The sequence below is a fragment of the Clavibacter sp. AC415 genome, from assembly GCF_979252985.1.
Map to the genome: position 1 here is coordinate 1 of NZ_CEEDAR010000002.1, position 19,408 is coordinate 19,408.

21 protein-coding genes and 2 pseudogenes are annotated in these 19,408 nt (G+C 74.0%); 13 read left to right on the forward strand and 10 right to left on the reverse strand.

Features of this window, described 5'->3' with window-relative positions; translation table 11 throughout:
• Nucleotides 1-110 precede the first annotated feature (110 nt).
• The 6 genes and pseudogenes from ACZ411_RS00435 to ACZ411_RS00460 all read left to right on the forward strand — a co-directional run.
• Nucleotides 111-2,053, forward strand: a pseudogene (locus ACZ411_RS00435) (alpha-galactosidase); the annotation flags it as partial.
• A 248-nt stretch (nt 2,054-2,301) separates the two neighbouring features.
• A complete protein-coding gene (locus ACZ411_RS00440; RefSeq protein WP_464167629.1) occupies nt 2,302-2,697 on the forward strand; it encodes a hypothetical protein in 396 nt (131 codons plus the stop codon).
• A 69-nt stretch (nt 2,698-2,766) separates the two neighbouring features.
• Nucleotides 2,767-3,564, forward strand: a complete 798-nt coding sequence (locus ACZ411_RS00445; protein WP_464167631.1) for a hypothetical protein — start codon at nt 2,767-2,769, stop codon at nt 3,562-3,564.
• Nucleotides 3,561-4,337 (forward strand): hypothetical protein, encoded by a 777-nt coding sequence (locus ACZ411_RS00450; RefSeq protein WP_464167633.1) that lies wholly within the window; start codon nt 3,561-3,563, stop codon nt 4,335-4,337. The genes ACZ411_RS00445 and ACZ411_RS00450 overlap by 4 nt, the downstream gene beginning before the upstream one ends.
• Before the next feature lie 225 nt (nt 4,338-4,562).
• Complete coding sequence (locus ACZ411_RS00455; RefSeq protein ID WP_464167635.1) at nt 4,563-5,039, forward strand: hypothetical protein; 477 nt, start codon at nt 4,563-4,565, stop codon at nt 5,037-5,039.
• Between the two features lie 21 nt (nt 5,040-5,060).
• Complete coding sequence (locus ACZ411_RS00460; protein ID WP_464167637.1) at nt 5,061-5,705, forward strand: ATP-binding cassette domain-containing protein; 645 nt, start codon at nt 5,061-5,063, stop codon at nt 5,703-5,705.
• Nucleotides 5,706-5,736: 31 nt separating this feature from the next.
• On the opposite strand, the gene ACZ411_RS00465 is transcribed toward ACZ411_RS00460, so the two are convergent.
• The 5 genes and pseudogenes from ACZ411_RS00465 to ACZ411_RS00485 all read right to left on the reverse strand — a co-directional run.
• Nucleotides 5,737-7,926, reverse strand: a complete 2,190-nt coding sequence (locus ACZ411_RS00465) for an ATP-dependent Clp protease ATP-binding subunit (RefSeq protein WP_094114798.1) — start codon at nt 7,924-7,926, stop codon at nt 5,737-5,739.
• A gap of 65 nt (nt 7,927-7,991) precedes the next feature.
• Nucleotides 7,992-8,687, reverse strand: a complete 696-nt coding sequence (locus tag ACZ411_RS00470) for an NAD(P)/FAD-dependent oxidoreductase (RefSeq protein ID WP_464167692.1) — start codon at nt 8,685-8,687, stop codon at nt 7,992-7,994.
• Nucleotides 8,684-9,025 carry an FAD-dependent oxidoreductase gene (locus ACZ411_RS00475; RefSeq protein ID WP_464167694.1) on the reverse strand — a complete coding sequence of 114 codons (342 nt, stop codon included), beginning with the start codon at nt 9,023-9,025 and terminating at the stop codon, nt 8,684-8,686. The genes ACZ411_RS00470 and ACZ411_RS00475 overlap by 4 nt, the downstream gene beginning before the upstream one ends.
• A 78-nt stretch (nt 9,026-9,103) precedes the next feature.
• A complete protein-coding gene (locus ACZ411_RS00480) occupies nt 9,104-9,247 on the reverse strand; it encodes a hypothetical protein (RefSeq protein ID WP_464167696.1) in 144 nt (47 codons plus the stop codon).
• A 94-nt stretch (nt 9,248-9,341) separates the two neighbouring features.
• Nucleotides 9,342-9,491: pseudogene (locus tag ACZ411_RS00485) on the reverse strand (CobW C-terminal domain-containing protein); the annotation flags it as partial.
• Here ACZ411_RS00485 and ACZ411_RS00490 point away from each other — a divergent pair.
• The 3 genes from ACZ411_RS00490 to ACZ411_RS00500 all read left to right on the forward strand — a co-directional run bounded on the left by ACZ411_RS00490 (nt 9,423) and on the right by ACZ411_RS00500 (nt 11,299).
• Nucleotides 9,423-10,190: a hypothetical protein gene (locus ACZ411_RS00490; RefSeq protein WP_464167698.1), complete on the forward strand. Its 768-nt coding sequence runs from the start codon at nt 9,423-9,425 to the stop codon at nt 10,188-10,190. The pseudogene ACZ411_RS00485 and the gene ACZ411_RS00490 sit on opposite strands and share 69 nt — an antisense overlap.
• An 85-nt stretch (nt 10,191-10,275) precedes the next feature.
• On the forward strand, nt 10,276-10,668 hold the full coding sequence (locus ACZ411_RS00495; RefSeq protein ID WP_464167641.1) for an Lsr2 dimerization domain-containing protein: 393 nt from the start codon (nt 10,276-10,278) through the stop codon (nt 10,666-10,668).
• Between the two features lie 40 nt (nt 10,669-10,708).
• On the forward strand, nt 10,709-11,299 hold the full coding sequence (locus tag ACZ411_RS00500) for a GNAT family N-acetyltransferase (protein ID WP_464167643.1): 591 nt from the start codon (nt 10,709-10,711) through the stop codon (nt 11,297-11,299).
• Between the two features lie 373 nt (nt 11,300-11,672).
• On the opposite strand, the gene ACZ411_RS00505 is transcribed toward ACZ411_RS00500, so the two are convergent.
• Together ACZ411_RS00505 and arfA are read right to left on the reverse strand one after the other, a co-directional pair.
• A complete protein-coding gene (locus ACZ411_RS00505) occupies nt 11,673-12,212 on the reverse strand; it encodes a phosphoribosyltransferase family protein (RefSeq protein WP_464167645.1) in 540 nt (179 codons plus the stop codon).
• Nucleotides 12,213-12,361: 149 nt separating this feature from the next.
• On the reverse strand, nt 12,362-13,903 hold the full coding sequence (gene arfA / locus ACZ411_RS00510; protein WP_464167647.1) for an arabinosylfuranosidase ArfA: 1,542 nt from the start codon (nt 13,901-13,903) through the stop codon (nt 12,362-12,364).
• A 225-nt stretch (nt 13,904-14,128) separates the two neighbouring features.
• Here arfA and ACZ411_RS00515 point away from each other — a divergent pair, with 225 nt between their 5' ends.
• Together ACZ411_RS00515 and ACZ411_RS00520 are read left to right on the forward strand one after the other, a co-directional pair.
• Nucleotides 14,129-15,061 (forward strand): alpha/beta hydrolase fold domain-containing protein, encoded by a 933-nt coding sequence (locus tag ACZ411_RS00515; protein WP_464167649.1) that lies wholly within the window; start codon nt 14,129-14,131, stop codon nt 15,059-15,061.
• An 87-nt stretch (nt 15,062-15,148) separates the two neighbouring features.
• Nucleotides 15,149-15,709 (forward strand): DEAD/DEAH box helicase family protein, encoded by a 561-nt coding sequence (locus ACZ411_RS00520; RefSeq protein ID WP_464167651.1) that lies wholly within the window; start codon nt 15,149-15,151, stop codon nt 15,707-15,709.
• A 66-nt stretch (nt 15,710-15,775) separates the two neighbouring features.
• Here the strand turns inward: ACZ411_RS00520 and ACZ411_RS00525 are convergent, their stop codons facing one another.
• Entirely contained in the window at nt 15,776-16,234 is a 459-nt protein-coding gene (locus tag ACZ411_RS00525) for an Lrp/AsnC family transcriptional regulator (protein WP_464167653.1), read from the reverse strand.
• 94 nt (nt 16,235-16,328) lie between these two features.
• On the opposite strand from ACZ411_RS00525, the gene ACZ411_RS00530 reads away from it, so the two are divergent.
• Complete coding sequence (locus ACZ411_RS00530; protein ID WP_464167655.1) at nt 16,329-16,748, forward strand: rhodanese-like domain-containing protein; 420 nt, start codon at nt 16,329-16,331, stop codon at nt 16,746-16,748.
• Nucleotides 16,749-16,758: 10 nt separating this feature from the next.
• On the opposite strand, the gene ACZ411_RS00535 is transcribed toward ACZ411_RS00530, so the two are convergent.
• The gene (locus ACZ411_RS00535; RefSeq protein ID WP_464167657.1) at nt 16,759-17,649 is read right to left on the reverse strand and encodes a serine hydrolase domain-containing protein; all 891 of its coding nucleotides are present in this window, start codon (nt 17,647-17,649) and stop codon (nt 16,759-16,761) included.
• 29 nt (nt 17,650-17,678) lie between these two features.
• Nucleotides 17,679-18,419: an SDR family oxidoreductase gene (locus ACZ411_RS00540; RefSeq protein WP_464167659.1), complete on the reverse strand. Its 741-nt coding sequence runs from the start codon at nt 18,417-18,419 to the stop codon at nt 17,679-17,681.
• A 102-nt stretch (nt 18,420-18,521) separates the two neighbouring features.
• Between ACZ411_RS00540 and ACZ411_RS00545 the strand changes: the two genes are divergently transcribed.
• On the forward strand, nt 18,522-19,385 hold the full coding sequence (locus ACZ411_RS00545; protein ID WP_464167661.1) for a helix-turn-helix transcriptional regulator: 864 nt from the start codon (nt 18,522-18,524) through the stop codon (nt 19,383-19,385).
• The last annotated feature ends 23 nt before the right edge of the window (nt 19,386-19,408 follow it).

Consider the following 19,408-nt stretch of genomic DNA (forward strand, 5'->3'; position numbering starts at 1 on the left):
GTGTGACACGTTCAGTTGAAGCCGCCGATCTGGCGTCCTGGTTTAATGTCAAGAGATGTTTTCGCATTTATCGTGAAACGCTTTCGCGTTTTTCGTGCGCCGCTTCAGCCGGGCACCGCGCCGGCGCCGACTGGTCGCCGTCGTTCCGCGTGACCGCCGCGACGGTGGACGGGTCCGCGCTGCCGGCGGGCCTCCAGACGGGCGCCCCGGATGCCGCGACCCACGGCCCCGCGCTCGTGCACGTCGATGCGGTCGACGACACGGCCGGCCTCGGCCTCGCGGTGGACGTGGAGCTGCTGCCCTCCGGCCTCGTGCGCACCCGCGCGGAGCTGCACGAACGCCGGCCAGGGCGTCTACGACGTCGAGGGGATCACGCTGGCGCTGCCGATCCCGCCCGAGGCGCGCGAGGTCCTCGACTTCGCCGGCCGCTGGGGCAAGGAGCGCACCCCGCAGCGCAGCACGCTGAACGTCGGCATCCACGAGCGCGAGGGCCGTCGCGCGGCCGCACGGGATCCGACGCCGCGACCGTGCTCTCGGTCGGCGTGCCCGGCTTCGGCTTCCGCCACGGCGACGTGTGGGGCGCGCACGTCGCCTTCAGCGGCGACCACCGCCACTACGCGGAGCGCCTCTCCAGCGGCCGCCAGGTGATCGGCGGCGGCGAGCTCCTCCTGCCCGGCGAGGTGCGCCTCGCCGAGGGCGAGGCCTACGCGAGCCCCTGGGTCTACGCGGCGTACAGGCCACGGCCTCGACGACCAGGCGGCCCGCTTCCACCGCTTCCTCCGGGCCCGCGACGCCCACCCGCGCCGCGACCGGCCCGTCACCCTGAACGTGTGGGAGGCGGTCGTACTCCGACGCACGACCTCGCGCGCCTCACCGACCTCGCCGAGCGCGCGGCCGCCCTCGGCGTCGAGCGCTACGTGCTCGACGACGGCTGGTTCCGCCACCGCCGCGCCGACGACGCGGGCCTCGGCGACTGGTACGTCGACGAGGGCGTCTGGCCCGACGGCCTCACCCCGACATGATCGACCGCGTGCGCGCCCTCGGCATGGAGTTCGGACTGTGGTTCGAGCCCGAGATGATCAACGAGGACTCCGACCTCGCGCGCGAGCACCCCGAGTGGATCATGGCCACCGGCGGCCGCCGCCCGGGCACCCACCGCAAGCAGCAGGTCCTCGACCTCGCGATCCCCGAGGCGTACGCCCACATCCTGGAGCGGGTCAGCGCGATCCTCGCCGAGTACGACATCGCCTACGTCAAGTGGGACCACAACCGGGACCTCGTCGACGCCGGCATCGCCCCGCGCGGCCAGGCGGGCGTGCACCTCCAGACGCTCGCCGCGTACCGGCTCATGGACGAGCTCCGCGAGCGCTTCCCGGACCTCGAGATCGAGTCGTGCTCCTCGGGCGGATCCCGCGTGGACCTGGGCGTGCTCGAGCGCACCGACCGCGTGTGGGTGTCCGACTGCATCGACCCGCTCGAGCGCCAGCAGATGAACCGCTGGACCATGCAGCTGCTGCCGCCGGAGCTCATGGGCTCCCACATCGCGTCGGGCGTCAACCACACCACGGGCCGCGCGCACACCCTTGTCGCGTTCCGCGCGGGCACGTCGCTGTTCGCGCACTTCGGCATCGAGTGGGACCTGACGCAGGCCACCCCGGACGAGGAGCGCGACCTCGCCGAGTGGATCGCGCTCTACAAGCAGGAGCGCGCCCTCATGCACACGGGCACGGTGGTGCGCGCGGACGGCTCCGACCCGAGCCTCTGGGTGTACGGCTCGGTGGCCGAGGACGCCTCCGCGGCGCTGTTCTTCCTCGCGACCGTGGGCCGCTCCGACGTCTCGCCGCGCGGCCGCTTCCTCCTGCCGGGCCTCGACCCGGAGCGCCGCTACCGCGTGGAGCCCGTCCGCGTCGGCGTGCCCGACCACGGCTTCACGGCCCCCGCCTGGTTCGACGGCGTCGAGCTGACGGGCCGCGGCGCGCTCGCGGTCTCGGGCCTGCACACCCCCGCGATGTGGCCCGAGACGATCGCGCTCCTGCGGGTGACCGCGGTCTGACCCGAAGCGCGGGCCGCTGACGCGAGCAGCGGCCCGCTGCCGCACGATCCAGGCCTGTGGAGGAACGGCACGCGCCCGCCGCCCTCCCGCCTACCCTCGGTCTCGCCGGCGCTCCTGACGCCCCGGTGACGGACCCGAGGCCCCCTCGCCACCGACTCGCCGCATGATCCGCGCACGCGAAGACGCTGCCGATGACCTCGTGGTCGCCATGAACCGCCTCGTGCACCACATCGTAGGAACGGATCCCCATGCGCCTCACCACGAAGACCCTCTCGACCGCCGCACTCCTCTGCCTCCTCGTCGGGTCGGGCGGCGCCGCCTACGCCGGGACCGCGAGCGAGGACTTCACTGCCATCACCCCGCGATTTCAGCAAGCCTGGAATTCTGACCCTCAGACCAAGCAGTCCACCGGGGGGCAGGCGTTCGTCAGGTTCCGTTCCATCGGTGGGGACTATCGCATGAACGTGCGCATCTGCGATGGCGGGACCGGTCAATGCGCCATGGAGCTCAAGGAGATCGGACAACGACAGGGCGCCTTCCCCTCCTCTCCCTACTCAGCAGGGACCAGCGTCCGTCTGCAACTCCATGCCACGCCGTACAACCTCGTCCGAGTGCAGGCCATCGGCTCTTGGGCCAGCAACTGATCGCCTGCAGAGCTCGCCTCCGCACGCGTTGCAGCTGCGCGCGTGCCGCCGCGCGGGAGGTGGTGTGACATGTTCGCCCTGGCTCTCCGGCGCACCATGCGACCCGCACAGGTCGCCAGCGTCCCGCTGATAGCCGCCCTGGCAGCTCTCACCGTCATCCACGGCATGCAGAATGCTCAAGTCCGCGACCACGTGGGCGTGCTCGCGGCGGGGATGCTCTCGCCTTCGCTGATCCTGATGCCACTGGCCATCACGCTGCTCACCTGCGTGGGCTTCTCGTCGGACCTGGCCCATCGCTTCATCAGCGTGCAGCGGACCCGCTGCGACGTCCCGATCCTGCTCTGCGCGCGCTTCGGGTCAGCGATCGTGGTCGGCTTCTCCCTCGCGTTCCTCTACTCCTTCGTGGCCTACGTGATGTCCTTCCACGTGTGGCCCCTGCTGGGCGACCCGGGGATCGACCCGGCGGGCTACCTGCTCACGCCGGAGCAGGCCGGGGATCGCGCGCAGCACGACGAGGCGTTCGGCTCCATCCTCGCCTTCGGCGACCTCCCCTTCGGCATCGTCTACTCGAGCTGGTTCGGCTTCTGCGGGGCGGTGTACGCCGCCATGGGGATCGCCGCCTGCCTGGTCGTCCGGAACCGGTACCTGGCGCTCTCCCTCCCCATGCTCACGGTCTTCGGCGAGACACTCCTCGTCGAGATCCTGGGGCATCCCCACCTCGCCCTCTACTTCTCGACGGTGCCGTTCGGCCTCGAGTTCCACACCGATGCGCAGGCCGTGCTCCCCCACCTCGTCCTCGCGGCCGTCGTCGCGGTGGTCGCGGTGGTGACCGTCCGCCGCCTCCCCTCCAGCGGCCGCCTCTCGTGAGCCCCGCCGACCGGATCACGAGCGTCCCGGCGCTGGTCCTGGCCGGCTTCGCCGTCGCGTCCGGCGCGTACACCCGCGCGTTCGACGAGGCCTCACCGACCGGCGTGCGCCTCACCCAGACGAAGCTGATCCTCGACGACGTGACGGACACGCGGTTCCTCGCGAACGTCGTCCTGCTCGCGTGGCTCGTCGCGCTCGTGGTCCGGTCGCCTGCCGACGCCCGGCCCGACCGTCTCATCCGCCACGGCACCTACGTCCGGGCTCTCCTCGCCGCGTGCCGCGACGGCATGACCTGGGCGCTCACGATCCTGCCGCTCCTCCTCGTGGCCATGTACGTCACCGCGCTCGGGCTCCCCGTCGCCGACGACGGCACCCACGGCATCGAGGGCTACAGCGCCGCCCAGCAGCGGCCGGGCTGGCCGTGGGTGGCGCTGATCGTCGGCACCGTCATGCTCGCGCTCGCCCTCCTGATGGCGACCCAGATCTCCGCGCTCGCCCTCCACCTCATCGGCCCCGGCCGAGGGCTCGACGTCGTCTTCGCCGTGTCCGTCGGCATGCTCGCGCTGCTCTCCGCGGCCGGGCTGGTCGACGCCGGCTCGCCCCTGAACCTCAGCCACCTCACGACCGCGCAGACCGTCGCGGCCGATCCCGGCGCCGCGGTCGTCAGCTGGGCGGCCGTCACCGCCGCGTGCGCGGCGCTGCTCCTCGCCGTCCGGGCGAAGGACCGCACGCATCGCTCGCGTCCCGCCCTCCTCGGACGGCACAGCGGGTGAGGGCGTGGATCGTGCTCGTCGCCGTGGTGGGCGCATGCCTCGCCGGGCTCCTGGCGATGCCCGCGGATCCGCTCCTCGGCGACGGGGCTCCGCCGACCGCCGTCGACCGTCTCGCCTCCGCGCTCTCCGGCGACGGGACGGTCCTCCACCTGCTCAGCGGACTCGCCGTGTACGGCGGCTTCGCGTTCGTGCTGCAGCTGCGGGAGTCTCCACGAGGCCCGCGGCATGCTCCTGCAGCGGCTCCTACGGCACGGCTCGGCCACGCGGTGGGCGGCGGCGCGCACGGCGCGCCACGCGGTCGCGGCCGTCCTGTACCTCGCCGTCGTCGCCGCGCTCGGGCTCGGGATGGCCGTCCTCACCGCATCCGGGCCCGTGCTCCCCGCCCCCGGACGACTCGGTCTCCTCGCCGGGCAGTACCTCGTCGGCGGCCTGCTCCAGCTCGGGGTCTACTCGGCCCTCGTCCTCATCGTCACCTGGCTCGCGCGAGGGTCCGCCGCCGGGCTCCTCACCGTCGGCGTGATCGTCGCCGGCGGCGCCCTCCAGCTCGAGACGCGGACGTGGCTGCCCCTCCAGCTCGCCGACCTCGCCGTGACATGCGGCGGATGGTCGGAGGTCGGCGACGCCACGGCCACGCTCGGCCTCTGGGTCGCCATCCTCGGCCTCGCCCTCTCCGCGCTCGTGCAGCGCACCCGCCCCGCCTGATCCCGAACGACAAGGAGCACCATGCCGATCATCACCCTCACCGGCGTCACGAAGGGCTTCCGCGGGAACGCCCTGTTCCAGGGCGTCGACCTCGCCCTGGAGCGCGGCCGCACCTACGGACTCGTCGGGCCCAACGGCTGCGGCAAGTCCGTGCTGTTCAAGATCATCCTCGGCTTCCTGCGTCCCGACGCGGGCGTCGTCGACATCGACCCGGCGCTCCTCTCCCCCGGGCGCACGTTCCCCGACCGGTTCGGCGCGATCATCGACGGGCCGGCCTACCTGGCGCACCGCACGGGCCTGCAGAACCTGACCGAGCTCGCCGCCATCCGGAAGCGGATCACCGTGGACGAGGTGCGGGAGTCGATGCGCGGGATGGGGCTGGATCCGGATTCCCGCACGCGGGTCCGCAGCTACTCGCTCGGCATGAAGCAGAAGCTGTCGCTCTGCCAGGCGCTCATGGAGCGGCCGGAGGTGCTCCTGCTCGACGAGCCGTTCAACGCCCTCGACGCGGAGAGCGTCGCGCGCCTCACGGCCGAGCTGCGCCGGCAGCAGGGGATCGGCACGACGATCCTGTTCACCAGCCACGAGCGCGAGCACATCGACGCGCTGAGCGACGAGGTGCTGGAGATCTCGGGCGGACGGGTCCGGCCCGCCGCGCGACACTGATGAGGGTCGCGCGACGGGCCGGATCACCCGGTCAGAGGGCGGGAGCGTCCTCCGGCTCGTCGTCCCACGCGCGGCTGACCGTGAGCCCCTCGCCGTCGGGGGCGAGGTCGACCCGCACGGCGTCGCCGTCGCGGATGTCGCCCGCCAGCAGCTCGCGCGCGAGGCGATCGTCGATCTCGCGCTGCATGAGCCGGCGCAGGGGACGAGCGCCGTACAGCGGGTCGTGGCCGCGCTCCGCGAGCCAGCGCCGGGCGTCCGGGGTGACCCCGAGCGTGAGGCGGCGGTCCGCGAGCCGGTCGCCGAGGCGGTCGATGTAGAGCTCCACGATCTGCGCCAGGTCGTCCATCGACAGGGTCTGGAACACGACGATGTCGTCGAGCCGGTTCACGAACTCCGGCTTGAACGTCTGGCGCACGAGCTGCTGCACCGCCTGCTCGCGGCTCTCCAGCGGCAGGGACGCGTCGCTGACGAACTGCGACCCGAGGTTGCTGGTGAGCACGAGGATCACGTTGCGGAAGTCGACCGTGCGGCCCTGGCCGTCGGTGAGGCGGCCGTCGTCGAGCACCTGCAGGAGCACGTCGAACACCTCCGGGTGCGCCTTCTCGACCTCGTCGAGCAGCACCACCGAGTAGGGGCGCCGCCGCACGGCCTCGGTGAGCTGGCCGCCCTGCTCGTAGCCGACGTAGCCGGGAGGGGCGCCGACGAGACGGGACACGGAGAACTTCTCCCCGTACTCGCTCATGTCGATGCGGATCATCGCCTTCTCGTCGTCGAACAGGAACTCCGCCAGCGCCTTCGCGAGCTCCGTCTTCCCCACGCCCGTGGGGCCGAGGAAGAGGAACGAGCCGGTGGGCCGGTCGGGATCCGAGATGCCGGCGCGCGTGCGGCGCACCGCGTCGGAGACGCTCGCCACCGCCTGCCGCTGGCCGATGAGCCGCTTGCCGAGCTCCTTCTCGAGGTGCAGCAGCTTCTCCGTCTCCCCCTGCAGCAGCCGGCCGACCGGGATCCCCGTCCAGGCCGCGACGACCGCGGCGATGTCCTCGCCCGTGACCTGCTCGTTGACGAGCCGCTCCTCCGCCGACGGCACCGACTCGGCGGCCTCCGCCTGCGCGACCTCGCGCTCGATGACGGGGATCTCGCCGTAGAGCAGGCGCGACGCCTTCTCCAGATCGCCCTCGCGCTGGGCCCGCTCGGCGCGGATCCGCAGCTCGTTCAGCTCGTCCTTCAGCTTGCCGACGCGGTTGACGCTCGCGCGCTCCGCCTCCCAGCGCCGCTGGAGCCCGCCGAGGGTCTCCTCGCGCTGGGCGATGTCCTCGCGCAGCCGCGCGAGCCGCTCCTTCGACGCCTCGTCCTTCTCGCGCTTGAGGGCGAGCTCCTCGAGCCGCATCCGGTCGACCGCGCGCCGCAGCTCGTCGATCTCGACGGGCGAGGAGTCGATCTCCATCCGCAGCCGCGAGGCGGCCTCGTCGATCAGGTCGATGGCCTTGTCCGGCAGCTGCCGGGCGGGGATGTAGCGGTTCGAGAGGGACGCGGCCGCCACGAGCGCCGCATCCGTGATGGGCACCTGGTGGTGCGCCTCGTAGCGGCCCTTGAGCCCGCGGAGGATCGCGACGGTGTCCTCCACGCTCGGCTCGCCGACGTACACCTGCTGGAAGCGGCGCTCGAGCGCGGCGTCCTTCTCGATGTACTGGCGGTACTCGTCGAGCGTGGTCGCGCCGATGAGCCGCAGCTCGCCGCGCGCGAGCATGGGCTTCAGCATGTTGGACGCCGCGACGGACCCCTCGCCGCCGCCCGCACCCATGAGCGTGTGCAGCTCGTCGACGAAGGTGATGACCTCGCCGTCGGCGTCGTCGATCTCCTTCAGCACCGCCTTCAGCCGCTCCTCGAACTCGCCGCGGTACTTCGCGCCCGCGACGAGCGCGGCGAGGTCGAGCGAGACGAGCTGCTTGCCCTTCAGGGAATCGGCCACGTCGCCCGCGACGATGCGCTGGGCGAGGCCCTCGACGACGGCGGTCTTGCCGACGCCGGGCTCCCCGATGAGGACCGGGTTGTTCTTGGTGCGCCGCGTGAGCACCTGGCTGATGCGCCGGATCTCCGCGTCGCGTCCGATGACCGGGTCGAGCTTGCCGCTCTTCGCGATCTCGGTCAGGTTCACCCCGTACTGCTCGAGCGCGGTCCTCGCGTCCTCGGCGCTGGCGGGTGCGCCCTGCATGTTGGCCAATGCGTTCCTTCCTCCACGTACTTGAGTCCTACGGGCTGAAGTTTACGCCGGGACGGCGCCGACCGCTACCGGCCGGCGGGCGCGGCCGCCGCCGCTGCGACGGCGATCGCGACGTCCTCCGTGACCATGTCCGCGTTCGCCATCGCGCCCGCCATGGTTCCTGCGGCCATGGCGACGGGCACGTTCGCGGATCCGCTCGACGCGTTGCCCGCGATGAGGAGGCCGGGCACGCTCGTCCGGCCCATCGGATCCGCCGTGACGAACGGACCCCAGGGGGTCTCCTCGGTCGCGGCGCCGAGGGCGCGGGCGAAGCCGTCCCGCGGGGCCGCCCCGGGCATGGCGAAGAGCGAGTCGAGCGCGAGGACCCGGCCGTCGGCGAGCTCCACGCCCTCGAGCGCGCCCCGCTCCCCGAGCACGCGGGTGACGGCCTCCTCCTCGATGCGGATCCCGCGTGCATCGAGCCCCGCACGCGTCGCCGCGTCGATCCCGAGCGGCTCGCCGGTCGCCGTGCCGCCCGCGACGAGGAACGTGATGTCGGCCGACCACTGGCGGAGCATCTGCACGTGGTGGAGGCTCCCGGGCCCCGTGGCGAGCACGCCGATGCGGAGGTCGCGCACCTCGTAGCCGTCGCAGTACGGGCAGACGACGACGCCCGCGCCCCAGTGCGCGGCGAGGCCGGGGACCTCCGGGAGCACGTCGGCGAGGCCGGTCGCGAGGACCACGCGGCGGGCCCGCACCTCGGCGCCGCCGTCGAGCGTCACGCGGAAGCGCAGCCGGCCGGATCCTCGAGGGCGTCGACGCCCTGCACCCGCCCGTCGACCACGACGCCGCCGTAGCCCTCGACCTCCCGGCGCCCCTCGGCGACGAGCTGGCGCGGCGGCTTCCCGTCGTGGCCGAGCACGCCGTGCATGTGCGCGGCGACGGCGTTGCGCGGCTGACCCGCGTCGACGACGAGCACGCTGCGGCGGGCGCGGGCGAGCATGAGCGCGGCGCTCGAACCCGCGACGCCCCCGCCGACGACGACCGCGTCCCACTCGATGCCGACGATGTCCTGCTGTGCGATGTGCTGCTGCGCGATGTCCTGCTGTCCGATGTCCATGCACCGAGCCTGCGGGAGTGAAGCGCGTGGCGCACGGCTCCTTGCGGGATCGGCAAGGCGCGCAAGGTCGCTCCGCCGTCAGTGCCGGTGCTCGGTGTCCCACGCGGGGAACGGGTCCGCGTAGCCGTGCCACGCGTCCGGTCCCGCGACGAGCTCGTCGGGCGCCAGGAGGCACGCGCCCAGGATCCCGTCGAGCAGCGCGGCGTCGAGGTGCTCGCCCACGAACGCGAGCTCCTGGCCCGCGGGCGACGTCGGCGTCCCAGCTGCGCATGCCGGTCGGGTCGAGGCTCAGCACGTCGCCCGCGGTCGCCCACGAGCCCACGGTCGCGGGTCGCGTCGCGAGGCGCACGAGGCCGCGGGAGCGCACGATCCGTCCGACCGGCCCGGGCACGAGGTCGTGCACGACCGCCGCGTGCAGTCGGCCGGGATGGAACGGCCGCGGATCCCGGAAGACGTGCACGCCCATCCCGCCCGCGGTCGGCGCCGCCGGGACGCCGGCCAGCGCGGTCTGCCACCCCATGCCCGCGGCCAGCCGCCGGGCGCGCTGCCGCGCGATCCGCAGCGGCGCGGCGACGAGCGCGGCCCGGTCGGCGACGGCGACCACGCCCGCGTCCGGGGCGAGGCACGCGAGCAGGGCGAGGGCCCGGCGGCCGTCCGGGGAGGGATGCGCCGGATCCAGGTCCTCGAGCACGACGACGCTCGCGCACTCGAGGCGCCCGGCCAGCCGCTCCGCGGCGTCGAACGGCGTCGCGTCGCCGGCTCCCGGGTCGAGGAGCAGGTCGCGGACCTCGGCGACGGAGGAGACGGCGACGAGGTCGAGGATCCCGATGGGCGTCGACCCCGGGTGCCGCGCCTCGACCACGTGCTCCAGCACCAGCGCCACCTCGAGCGGATCCGCGGCGGGCTCGATGGCCACCACCGCGAGCCCGGTGCGCCCGTCGTCGGCGTCGCGGATGAGGCCCTCGGCGAGGTCGGCGCCCAGGTCGCCGCTGTCGCCGCCGGGCGCCTCCACCGGGGCGGGCTCCTCGGACGCGGGCGCCCCGACGGCGGCCGCGGCGACCCGGGACGCCGCCCGGAGGTCGCTCGAGGAGACGAGGATCACGGCGAGGCCGCCGCGGGCGACGATCGGGCGGGCGTTCGCGGGGGTTCCATGACCCCAGCCTAGGAGAGAACCGTTCTCATCTGCGGCGCGGACGGCGGGGGACGGCGTCCTAGGCTTCCGGAGGGGGCACGAGGCACGAGGAGACGGCATGACCGAGCACGCGGATCCGCGCGACGACGGGCACGGACGCGGCGCGGAGCACGACGGCGAGGGCCGGCACGCGACCGCCGGCCCCACCGAGCCGGTGCGCTTCGGCCTCGACGGCATCGTCCACGAGGCGGACCTCGACGCCGCCGACGCGCGCGCCCTCCGCGCGCTGCTCGCGCCCTACGTCGCCGCGGGGAGGCGCACGACCGTCACGATCACGCCGATCACCGAGGAGCGCCCCGCCCCGGCGGGCGCCGCCGCGACCGGCGCCGCCCCCACCGGCGAGCGCGCCGCCGCCCGCGCATGGCTCGAGGCGAACGGCCACCGGCTCGGCCCCGGCGGCCGCATCTCGGCCACGCTGATGACCCTCTATCGCAGCCGTGACGGGCGCTGACGCCGGCCGCCCGCGCCGCGTCCCGCCCCTCGGTGCACCCATGACCACCCCGCCCCGCCTCTTCCCCGCCGTGCCGGTCCTCGTCGGAGAGCGCGTGATCCTCCGACCCTTCTCCCCCGCCGACATCGACGCGATGGGACCGGTGCTCGCCGATCCCGACGTCCTCCGCCTCACGGCATCGGCCCACTCGACCGCGGAGGTCGCCGAGCTGTCCGCACGGCCGACGCTCGATGCGCGCACGCGCACCTGGTACGCGACGCGCGCCGACCAGCCCGACCGCCTCGACCTCGCGCTCGTCGACCGCGCCTCGGACGCCTGCGTGGGCGAGGCCGTGATCAACGAGTGGAGCCCGGAGGACCGGAGCGCCAACCTCCGCATCCTCATCGGACCCGCCGGGCGCGACCGCGGGCTCGGCACCGAGGCCGTCCGGCTCCTCGTGGACCACGCGTTCGCGGCCACGGACCTGCAGCGCATCTCCCTCGAGGTCCTGGCGTCCAACACGCGGGCGCGTCGCGTCTACGAGCGCGTCGGGTTCGTCGCGGAGGGCCGCCTCCGCGCCGCCTCCCGCTTCGACGGCGAGCCCGTCGACGTGATCGTCATGGCGCTCCTCCGCACGGATCCGCGCCCCTGACCTCCGGGCAGGCGCAGCCGGACCGCCGCACGGCAGCGGACGCCCTCCTCGTGGCAGGACGTCTCGGGTAGCGTGCTGCGATGGGCACGCCCCCGAACGGCTTCGAGCACACCTCGCGCGGCGACGAGGTGGTCATCCGGCATCACGGACGGGTGGCCGCCACGCTGCGGGGATCCCACCGCACGCAGGTTCCTCGCGCAGGTCGAGTCGGGCGACGCGCAGCAGATCATGGCGCGCGTGACGGGCGACTACCGGCGCGGCAACGAACGCACCGCGCGCGGACGGTCCCGACGGGACTGACCGGGTCCGACCCGGGTCGCGCACGCAGGTGATGCGGGCGAGCGGCGGCGCTGTCCCCACAGTGCGCCGGCCGTCAGCGCAGCGCGTCGGCCGTGGTCAGCGCGCGGACGGGCGGCAGCGCGGCGCGCATGCCGGGCCGCAGCTCGTCGACGATCACCGCGATGCCCGCGAGCGTGGCCCCGCAGTCTCCGACGAGCCCGGCCGCGGCGGCGGCCTGGCTTCCCGTCTCGATCCAGTCGTCCACGAGCACGGCGCGCTGGCCGGGCATCAGGAGGTCGCGCCGGGCCGAGAAGCCGCGGCGGACGCCCCGGTAGTCCGCCTCCGCGATCCGCCGCACGACGTCGCCGGGCAGGAGCGCGCCGTCCTTCCGGATCGGCGCGAACCCGACCCCGAGCGCCACAGCGACGGCCGGGCCGAGGACGAACCCGCGCGCATCGATGCCGAGGACGACGTCCGGCCGGTCGTCGCGCGCCAGCTCCGCGAGCGCGGCGACCACGGCCGCGAGCGAGTCCGCGTCGCGCAGCATCGACCACGTGTCGGCGTGCCCGTCGATCCAGCGGAACCGCTCGTGCACGTGCCGCCGGCCCCGCTCGATGATCGCCTCGTCGCCCACGCGCCCACCGTATCGCCGCGCCCGTGACGCTCGGCGCCCCGCGCGCTCGGCCGCGGCGCCGTGACCCGATGCACTCGGGACGACGCACGACGCACGACGCCCGCCGGCCGCGGGTGCGGCGCGACGGGCGCGTGCTGGAGCGGTGCGGATCAGCCGAGCGACACGGCCGTCCACGAAACGGGCGGCAGGGTGATGGTGAGGGTGCCGTCCGCGAGGGTCGCCGACGCGTTCTCGGTGAGGCCCACGCGCTCGCGGTCCTCGAAGGTGTTCTTCGCGTAGACGTCCCCGTCGTGGATCCCGACCGCCTCGAGCACCTCGGAGACGGCGAGCCCGGCGACGTCGACCTCGATCGTGAGGGCGTCGGACAGGCTGCGGTTCACGAGGAAGACCGCGGCGCGGCCGGTGGCCTCGTCGAAGGTCGCGACGGAGTCGACGAGCGGCGCGGTGCCGTGCACCTCGGTCTCGTACGTGCCCACGTCGATGCGGGGGCGCAGCACCTCGCCCTGCGCGAGGCGGCTCGTCACCGAGAACGGGAAGAAGGTGGTCTGGCGCCAGGCGCCGCCGCCCTTCTCCGTCATGATCGGCGCGATCACGTTCACGAGCTGCGCGAGGCTGGCCGACGTGACCCGGTCGCTGTGCTTCAGCAGCGTGATCATGAGGTTGCCGAGCACGACCGCGTCCGCCACCGAGTAGACGTCCTCGAGCAGGTGCGGCGCGTAGGGCCACCCCTCGGTGATGACGCCCGACTCCTGGTGCTCGTCGAGGTACCAGACGTTCCACTCGTCGAACGAGATGTTGATGGTCTTGTCGCTCTTGCGGCGGTGCTTGACCTGGTCGGCCGACGCGACGACCGTGCGGATGAAGTACTCCATGTCGAGCGACGAGGCGAGGAAGCTGCCGAGGTCGCCCTTGCGCTCCTGGTAGTAGGCGTGCGCGGAGATGAAGTCGACGTTGTCGTACGCGTGCTCGAGCACGGTGCGCTCCCACTCGCCGAAGGTCGGCATGCCGGATCCGCTGCTGCCGCACGCGACGAGCTCGAGCGTCGGGTCGACCATCTTCATGGCGCCTGCGGTGCGGTTCGCGAGCTTGCCGTAGTCGTCGGCGGTCATGTGGCCGACCTGCCAGGGGCCGTCCATCTCGTTGCCGAGGCACCACATCTTGACGCCGTGGGGCTCCGGGGAGCCGTTGGCGATGCGCTGGTCGGAGAGGGCGGTGCCGCCCGGGTGGTTGGAGTACTCGAGGATGTCGAGCGCCTCGAGCACACCGCGCGTGCCGAGGTTCACGGCCATCATCAGCTCGCTGCCGGTCAGCTCGCACCAGCGGGCGAACTCGTCGAGACCCACCTCGTTGGTCTCGAGCGAGTGCCAGGCGAGGTCGAGGCGCTTCGGGCGCTCGGCGCGCGGGCCGACGCCGTCCTCCCACCGGTAGCCGGAGACGAAGTTGCCGCCGGGGTAGCGGATGGCGCTCGAGCCGAGCTCCTTGACGAGGTCGACCACGTCGAGGCGGAAGCCGTCCTCGTTCGCGGTGGGGTGGCCGGGCTCGTAGATGCCGTCGTACACGCAGCGGCCGAGGTGCTCGACGAACGAGCCGAACGTCCGGCGGTTGACGGGGGCGACGACCGCGGTGCGGTCGATGGCGATGCGGGCGTCCGCGGCGGTGCGGGCGTCGGTCGACGTGGAGGCGTCGGTCATGGAGTGTCCTTCACTTCATCGGGAACGGGGCTGGTCGATGCCTGGCGAACGCAGGCGATCCGGGCCATTACAACGTTGTAAGAGCAACGTCCCCCCATTCTCGCGGGGGCGTCGGGGCAGTGTCAACGCGGGTCCGCGGCGGGGCGGGTCCGACCTCCCATGCGGCGCGCGTACGGTTCCCCCGATGCCGCCCGCCGAGGCGGCCCGACCACCGGATGGAGCACCATGTCCGCCCTGCACCCCGACCTCGCCCTCGCCCGGCTGATCCCCCGCTTCACCTTCCCGGCACCGCTCGTGGCGCTGGCCGCGCGACGCGAGCCCCGCCGGTCGGAGGCGCCCGAGGACCTCCTCGTGCACGACGTGCGGGTGCCCGTGGACGCGGGCGCGTCGGCTATCGACATGCGCGTCTACCGCCCGCGGACGGCGCAGGGGCGGGTGCCCGCGCTGCTCTGGGTCCACGGCGGCGGCATGGTGCTCGGCGACCACCTGCAGGACGAGGCGTCGAACATCCGCTTCGCGCGGACGCTCGGGATCGTCGTCGCGTCGGTGCGCTACCGCCTCGCCCCCGGGCACCGGGCCCCCACCGCCGTCGAGGACGCGCTGGCCGCCCTGCTCTGGCTGCACGCGCACGCGGAGGAGCACGGCATCGACGCGTCCCGGGTGGCGGTCGGGGGCGCGAGCGCGGGTGGCGGGATCGCCGCCGCCGTGGCGCTCATGGCGCACGACCGCGACGCCCCGGCGCCCGCGTTCCAGCTCCTCGTCTACCCGATGCTCGACGACCGCACGGTCACGCGCACCGACATGGACACCTCGGAGGTGCGCGTCTGGACGCCGGGCAGCAACCGCGCCGGCTGGACCGCCTACCTCGGCGGCCCTCCCGGCGCACCGGACGCCTCCCCCTACGCCGCGCCCGCCCGCCGCGAGGACCTGTCGGGCCTCGCCGCCGCGTGGATCGGCGTCGGCTCGCTCGACCTGTTCCGCGACGAGGACGTGCGCTACGCCGAACGGCTCCGGGAGGCGGGCGTCCCCGTCGAGCTGACGGTCGTCGACGGCGCCTTCCACGGCTTCGACGCGATCCTGCCCCGCGCGGGCGTCTCCCGGGAGTTCTGGCGGGCGCAGGCCGCCGCGCTCCGCGGTGCGCTGCAGCCGGCGGGCTGACCCGGCACGGCGTCGCCGCACCGGCCGGCGCCTCCCCGCGCCGCCACCTCTGCACCCCGGCCCGGCGCCACATGCCACGCTCGGACCATGACGATCCCGGCGCCCACGCAGGCCCTGTTCCTCGGCGGGCGCTCCGGCGTCGGCAAGTCGACGGTGGCGGCGGAGGCGTCCCGGCTGCTCGCCCTCGCCGACGTGCGGCACGCCCTCGTCGAGGGCGACGCGCTCGACCAGGCGCACCCGGAGCCGTGGCGGCAGGGCATCCCGCTGGCGGAGCGGAACCTGTCGGCGATCTGGCGGAACTACCGCGAGGCGGGCTGGACGCGCGTGATCTACGCGAACACCGTGAGCGTGCTCGAGATGCCCGCCCTCACGGCCGCCCTCGGCGGCGAGGTCGAGGCCGTCGGCGTGCTGCTCACGGCCGACGACGCCACGGCGGCCGGGCGCCTCACCGGCCGGGAGATCGGATCCGGGCTCGCGGAGGCCGTGGAGCGCAGCGCGGCCGCGGCGCCGCGGCTCGAGGAGGGCGCGCCGCATGCGGTGCATCGCGTGGCGACCGACGGCCGCACGGTGGGCGACATCGCGGCGGAGGTGGTCGCGCTCAGCGGGTGGGTCACGACCGGCGACGGCGCTGCTCCTGGGCCCGCTTGATAACATCATCAAGCCGATCAGCGGTTGATGATGTTGTCAACGCGCTACGGCGGCTCGAGGCCATGGTCACGCCGGCCCCACGTGCCGACCCGGCACCGGGCTCGAGTAGACGACGTGGGTCGTGATGCCGCCGAGCACCGCGAGCCTGCCCGTGATGCGCTCGAGGTCGCTCATCGAGCGCGCGTGGACCTTGATGATGAAGCAGTCGGCGCCTGTGACGTGATGCGCCTCGACGATCTCCGGCATCTCCGCCACCAGCGCGTGGAAGGGGCGGTAGTCGCCGGAGGGGTAGGCCAGCCGCACGAAGGCCGTGACCGCCCAGCCGAGCGCCTCCGGGTCGACCGTGATCGAGTAGCCCGTGATGATCCCGCCCTCCGTGAGGCGGCGCACGCGTTCGGCCGTCGCGCTGGCCGAGAGCGAGACCGCGCGGCCGAGCTGCGCGACGCTCACGCGGCCGTCGCCCTGGAGCTCGGCGATGATCGCGTGATCGGTGGGATCGAGGACGAGCGGTGGATTCGTAGGCATGCGGCCGAACCTACCGGGCGATCCGCGGCGCGACGGCCCGGATGCCGGGCGACCTCCCTTCCGCGCCGGGGAGCCCGACCGCTTCGATGGAGGCATGCAGACGAGCCTCTCCGCCATCGACTTCCTCGCCGCCAAGCTGGCCTACGAGACCGACTCCGCCGACCTCGCCGCCGCCCGCGCGAGCGGGGAGGCGCCCCTCGTGGTCGACGTGCGATCCGACGCCGCGTGGGCGCAGGGGCGCATCCCCGGCGCGGTCCACATCCCCGGCGCGGAGCTGGCGGGGCGCGCCGCAGCGGAGCTGCCCGACCGCGAAGCCCGCATCGTCGTCTACTGCTGGGGTCCCGGCTGCAACGGCAGCACGCGCGCGGCCCTCGCGCTCGCGACGCTCGGCTACGCGCGCGTGCAGGAGCTGATCGGCGGCTTCGAGTACTGGTCCCGGGAGGGGTTCGCGGTGGCGACCGACGCCGGGCGGACGCGGCAGGCGCCGGATCCGCTGACGGCGCCGGTGCCCTGAGCCGCGCAGATCAGCCGACGACGTCGACGAGCGCGCCCACCGCGAGCTCGGCGAGCAGGTGGTCCCGCTCCTCCTCGTGCGCGGTGATGGTGACGACCGCGTCCCGGGATCCGTCGACCAGCACGTACTGGCCGTAGCGGCCGTCCAGGCGCCACGCGTCTCGCGGGCCGTCCCAGGTCGCGAGGCCGTAGCCGGCGAAGGGGGCCCGCGGGTCGGGGGCGCCCGTGGGGATCCAGTCGGCGTGCATCCGGTCGACCCACGCCGCGCTGACGAGCTGTCGGCCCTCCCACGCGCCGCGGTCGCGCAGCAGACGGCCGATGCGCGCGAGCTCGCCGGTGCGGAGACGGAGCCCGCTGCCGCCCACGACGAAGCCGAGCGGGCACCGGTCCCACTGCGGGTTCCCGATGCCGAGCGGGTCGAACAGGCGCGGCAGCAGCCAGTCGCGCACGTCGCCGACCGCGGCGGCGAGCATCCGCATGGCCGCGTACGGGCTGGCGTCGCTGTACTGGAAGACGCGGCCGCGGCTCGGGCGGCCGAGCATCGCCTGCGCGAGGTCGGGCCCGGGCACGGGCTCGTCGCCGGACCAGGCGAGGTCGATCCCGCTGGTCATGGTGAGGAGGTGCTCGACGGTGACCCCGTCGACGCCCGCGCCGAGCTCGAGGTCGGGCAGCAGCTCGGGGACCCGGGTGTCGAGCGCGAGGATCCCCGCGTCCACCGCCATGCCGACGGCGAGCGCGCACACGCCCTTCGACACGGAGTAGAGGTCCTCCCGGTCGTCGCTGCGCCAGCGGCGCTCCGCCTCGTCGTCGCCGACCCGCACCACGACCCCGTACGCCCCGAGACGCTCGCGGTCGATGCCCTCGACGAGGCGGGCGAGGACGTCGTCGGCGGCGGTGCTCATGCCCCCAGTGTGGCGGCCGGTCGCGCTCCTCAGCCGTTCATCGCGGCGACCGTCGCGTCGTACCGGCCCTCGACCTCGGCGAAGCGGAGGGGCTTGACCGCCTCCACCAGGATCTCGTGGGCGTCCGGCTGGGACGCGAGGAGCGCCATCACCTCGTCGGCGAAGGCGTCGAGGGGCATCAACCGGTCGTCGTCGGATCCGCCGGGGAGCAGCTCCGTCCGCACGCCCGGCGGGACGATCTCGATGACCTGCACCGAGGTGCCGGCGAGTTGCAGGCGGATGGACTCGGTGAACCGGTGGATGAACGCCTTCGAGCCGTTGTAGGTGGGGGTGGACGCCAGCGGCGTGTGCGCGAGGCCCGAGGAGACCGTGATGAGGGCCGCGGACGGTCGGGTCCGCAGGTGCTCCACGAAGGCCGCGACCAGGTGCAGCGGCCCCCGGATGTTGGTGTCGATGACGCGCTCGGCGTGGTCGAGGAAGTCCGCGCTCCGGATGTCCTCCACGCCCATGATCCCGGCCATCGCGACGACGACGTCCAGGTCGGGGTGCTCCGCCAGCACCTGGTCGCGGGCGGCGCCTACGGAGTCGGGATCGGTGACGTCGATGACGACGGTGCCCAGGCCGTGCTCGTCGGCCAGTCGCTGCAGGAGCTCGGTCCGGCGCCCGCCGATGACGACGGTGCTGCCGGCCGCCTGCAGTCGCAGGGCCAGTGCCAGGCCGATGCCGGAGGTGGCGCCGGGGATGAATGCGGTCGTGCCGGTGATGTCCATGGGCCGAGTGTGCGGCGGCGCGGGCGGATCCGGGAGGGGAGCGGTCATCGGAGGACCGGCGCTCCCTCCCACCCGCGCCGCCGCGAGCGCGAGGATGGCGGCATGGACCGATCCGCTCTCGCCGCCTTCCTGCGCACCCGCCGCGAGGGGCTGCGGCCCGCCGACGTGGCGCTCCCCGACTCGCCCCGCCGCCGCGTGCCGGGCCTGCGACGCGACGAGGTCGCGCAGCTGACGGGGATGTCCACGGACTACTACGCCCGACTGGAGCAGGGGCGGGGACCGCAGCCGTCCGTGCAGATGCTCCAGGCGCTCGCCCGTGCGCTGCGGCTCACGGACGACGCCCGCGACCACCTCCACCGGCTGGCCGGGCACAACGTCCCCGCGCGGACGCCCCTCGACTCGCACGTGGCCCCGCAGCTGCGGCGGGTGCTCGACCGCCTGGACGACACCCCGGCCCTCATCATCTCCCGCCTCGGGGAGACGCTCGCGCAGAACCGGCTGGCCGCGATCCTGCTCGGCGACCACGTACAGGAGCGCGGGATGGCGCGCACCGCCGTCTACCGCTGGTTCACCCGGCCGGACGAACGCGACGTGTACCCGGAGTCCGACCACGAGCGCCAGGGCCTCTCCCTCGTCGCGGGTCTCCGCATGGCGCTCGGCGCCGCCGGCCCGTCCTCGCCGGCCGCCGAGCTCGCGCACCGGCTCAGCGCGACGAGCGACGAGTTCCGGGCGCTCTGGGACCGGCACGAGGTGGGCACCCGGTTCCACGACCGGAAGACGCTGATCCACCGGGAGCTGGGAGCCATCGACGTCGACTGCCAGGCGCTGTTCACCGAGGACCAGGGGCAGGCGCTCCTCGTGCTCACCGCCGCCCCACGATCGGATGCGGCGGGGAAGCTCGAGCTGCTCGCCGTGCTCGGGCACCACCGGTTCGGCGAGGACGCTCCGGTCACGGCCGGCGCGTGACGGCGTGAGCCGCGCGACGAGGG